Annotated in this window: 3 protein-coding genes; 1 reads left to right on the forward strand and 2 read right to left on the reverse strand. The window is 46.4% G+C overall.

All coding sequences use genetic code 11. The features are described from left to right. Positions 1-47: 47 nt before the first annotated feature. Entirely contained in the window at positions 48-2,828 is a 2,781-nt protein-coding gene (locus tag QVP67_RS01180) for a two-component regulator propeller domain-containing protein (protein ID WP_022161732.1), read from the forward strand. 8 nt (positions 2,829-2,836) lie between these two features. Here QVP67_RS01180 and QVP67_RS01185 read toward each other — a convergent pair whose 3' ends face one another. After that, complete coding sequence (locus tag QVP67_RS01185) at positions 2,837-3,175, reverse strand: HigA family addiction module antitoxin (RefSeq protein ID WP_022161733.1); 339 nt, start codon at positions 3,173-3,175, stop codon at positions 2,837-2,839. A gap of 8 nt (positions 3,176-3,183) precedes the next feature. Continuing rightward, on the reverse strand, positions 3,184-3,498 hold the full coding sequence (locus QVP67_RS01190) for a type II toxin-antitoxin system RelE/ParE family toxin (protein ID WP_288179768.1): 315 nt from the start codon (positions 3,496-3,498) through the stop codon (positions 3,184-3,186). Positions 3,499-3,681: the final 183 nt, after the last annotated feature.

The following is a 3,681-nucleotide window of genomic DNA, read 5'->3' on the forward strand; positions in this document are numbered from 1 at the left end:
AGGCTAGGCTAATTTTTAACGAACTATTGATATAGGAGAACGAGAAAATGCCTTTGCTAAGATTTTTTTTGATATTTGTGCTGTTGTTTGTTGCGGCAGGAGGTGCTTCCGCTGACGAGTATACTGTAACGGCTATCGGCAATGATGAAATAACATGCCGTTTCGAAGACAATCGTATTAACGCCATTTATAAGGATTCGGACGGTTTTGTCTGGATAGGTACAGGAGCTACTGTGGAACGGGTCGGCGGTCGCCGTTCGTTGGTCTATCATTTTGCTGAAGAAAGGCAAGGCATAGCTCCAGCTCCATTTCTGGTAAATGCACTTATCGAAGCCCAAAAACATGAACTATGGGCAGCTACCATTCAGGGGGTCTGGCGTATGAATCATGTGACTCGTACGATGGAACGGATGTTTGCCGACGAAATAAACTTTCCTGTACAGGCTTTAGGTAAAGACGAATCGGGAACCCTCTACATAGCTACTACCAACGGACTTTATATCTACGATGGCAGCCGCTTGCGTCATATTGTGATGGACGAGAAAAATGCTATTTCCGCTCGTAATCTGATTATGGACATAGCTGTAGTGGGGTCGCAGGAAGCTTGGCTGTTGACAGCCGAGGGACTGGTGCTATGTGACACTCGTTCGGGCGCATTGAAATTTTATCCTTGTCCATTGGTTTCTGCGGGTCGTCTGTTTTGTCTTGTGGAACGGGAAGGCTGTCTGTATATTGGCACCCATCAAGGTGAGGTTATCACCTTCGACTTGTCGAAGCGTACTTTTTCTTCTTTCTGGAAAAGTGATGTACAGGTGCCGGTTGTAGCTTTGGATTGGGAAGCCGGTCTGCTTGGTGTAGCAACCAAAGGACAAGGACTTTATCTGCTTTCAGCTACGGAAGGAGCAACCATGCGTCACTTTACTTACGATGGTGAAACAGGTCAGGGGCTATTATCCAATATGCTTTCTTCGGTCTTGCTTGCCGGGGACGAAATTTGGTGCGGAACCGATTATTATCAAGGGATGAACCTGTTGAAAAAGAGAGATGCCTCGTACCGACGTTATGCACGTGGTCTGTTTGCACGCCACGATGTCGGGGTGCGCAGTTTCCTTAAAACCGGTCATTATACGTTTGTCGGAACACGCGAAGGATTTTATTGTGTAGACGAACGTACTGGCAACATTCGTCTGGTCAGTGTTTCGAGAGCAGGGGAGGGTCATTTGCGTTCTAATCTGATTTTCTCTTTTTTCGATAACGGTGATGAAGTCTGGGTTGGAACCTGTGGTGGTGGTCTGGCTGTGTTCAATCCCAAGGACGGGACTTTCCGGGAAACTCCGTTGACCCGAACCTGTGTATCCAACGACATTTTCATGTTTCAGGACGATGGCGAGGGGTTGGTATGGCTGGCGGCTTCCGACGGGCTTTATTCTTACGACCGGCGTTCCGGCGATATACGCGACTATAACGCTTCGGGCAGTGGAATGCCGGGAAATATTGTATACGGCATTTATGTGGACTCGAAACAGCGTTTTTGGGTCGGGACGGACAAGGGACTGACGCTGTTCGACCGCTCTACCGGACGTTGTTCTTCAGCCGGATTGCCTTCAGTTTGTTCTGCTGCAGTACGTTCCATTTACGAAGGGCGTGACGGAACCTTGTTTTTCTGTCTGCTCGACAATCGGCTGCTCGTGGCCGACAACGAACTGAAACATTTCCGGATGTTGGATGCGGTGAGGTGCCATACGGTGATGCAGGACAGCTTGGGCTTTTATTGGTTGGGCGATGCAACTGGTTTGCTGAGGATGGACGAGAAACTGGAAGGTTATCGGCTTTTCGGTATGGAGGCAGGTTTGTCTGTCAGTTCCGGAGCTCCGATTGCGAAAGATGAGAACGGGCAGTTATGGGTGTGTGCCACGAAAGGAGTATATACCATTATTCCACAACAGGAATATCCGGACCTGTCAGTGCGCATCACGGAAATGTTTGTGAACGGTAAACCGTATGCCGACCACTATGTGTTGTGTTCCGATACGGTACTTGTGTTGGAGCCGGATGAGAATACGGTGACTTTTCAATTCTTCCCGTTGGGCTATCGTGCACCGGGACAGGCCAGATACCAGTATATGCTCGAAGGTAAGGATTCCACTTGGATCGACTTGAGCGGTGAAGACAAAGTATCTTTCTTTGGTTTGCCCTCCGGACAGTATAAATTCAGGGTGCGCGAGTATATGAATCGCGATTCCGAAGATTTTGTTTCGTTTGTTGTCGGCACTCAGCGTTCGTGGTTGCTTTATGTGATTGTGTTGGGAGGAGTGTTGGCTATATCTGCATTTGTCGTTTACAGAACTCGGAACAGGAAACCTGTTGCTGATGTTCAGGTAGAAAGTCTGGTGCAGACCCTGCCACCAGTTCAACCGTCTGAATCGACACCTGAGGTTGTGCAGTCGTCTGCGGAAAGTTACTCGAAACTGAACGAAGCCGAAGCTCAGGCTGTCATCGAAGCCTTGAAGCGCTATATGGAGGAGCAGCAACCTTATCTCAATGTCGACTTAAAGCAGTCGGACGTAGCGGCAGCTGTAGGTTATCCCACTTATGTGCTTTCCGCAGTATTCACTCACTACCTGAAGATGGGATACTACGACTTTGTCAACAGCTATCGGGTAGATCGTTTCAAACAGTCGGTAGCCGAAGGACTTCACAAAAAATATACGCTGGTCACCTTGGCCGAGAAATGCGGCTTCAAATCGAAAGCCTCCTTCTTCCGTGCCTTTAAGAAGTTCACGGGCAGCACGCCGAGCGAGTATATCCAACAGCATGGCGGGGAGTAATATGCTTGTCAGAGCATAGCGGCGATTTTGCGAACTTGTGCCAGTTTTTCCATGAATGACTGGTCTTTTCGGGCAGTCTGCATATTATATTTCAGTTGTAAACGCATTAAGGGTTCTGCTTCTATTCCCAAAGCAGCCTCAAACAGTAATGCTGTTTTCTCTGTTAGCGGGCGGTGGGCATTGAGTATTTCGTTTAGCACGGAATATTGCATGCCCATTTGTTCTGCCAGTTTCCGTTGAGATATACCTCTGTATTCGATTTCTTCTTTCAGGATTTCTCCAGGATGTGTAGGGTAAGCGGGTTTTAACTGGTTGGCACACATTTCTGTTTTCTTTTCGGTATCCATCTTTTTACTTATTGATAGTGGTTAGACAAATCTGTTATGTTGCATATTGTTGCAAGGATTTCACCATCTTTTACTTTTTCTTCAAACTCTATTCTGTATTGATCATTGACTCGTACTGATGAAAGCCCTACTTTATTCCCTTTCAGTTTTTCGTAGTTTAACGAATTGTAGTTTAAAAGAGATTGTACATTCGGTAGTTCTATCATCAGGTCAATAATCCGGATGTATTTACGGATTATCTGTGGTTGGTATCGGTGTTTTTTGTCGGATACACCTTCTGTGTATAATTGTTCTAAATACTTTTCGTTGAAGTAGATTTCCATCTGATGCCCTTTTACAACGTTATTATATTGCAAAGATATGATTCTTTTTTGAATATTCGCAAAAAAAGCGAATGTTGTGTATATTAGAGTGAGCATTCAGCTCGTTTAACTCCCTCTTTAGCGTCCCCAAGTCCCTCTTTAGCACTCTAACTATGCTTGTGAGCCGCACTTGCATTGCTTGTG

It is taken from the genome of Bacteroides sp. CAG:633 (assembly GCF_000435115.1).
GTDB lineage: Bacteria > Bacteroidota > Bacteroidia > Bacteroidales > Bacteroidaceae > Bacteroides > Bacteroides ndongoniae.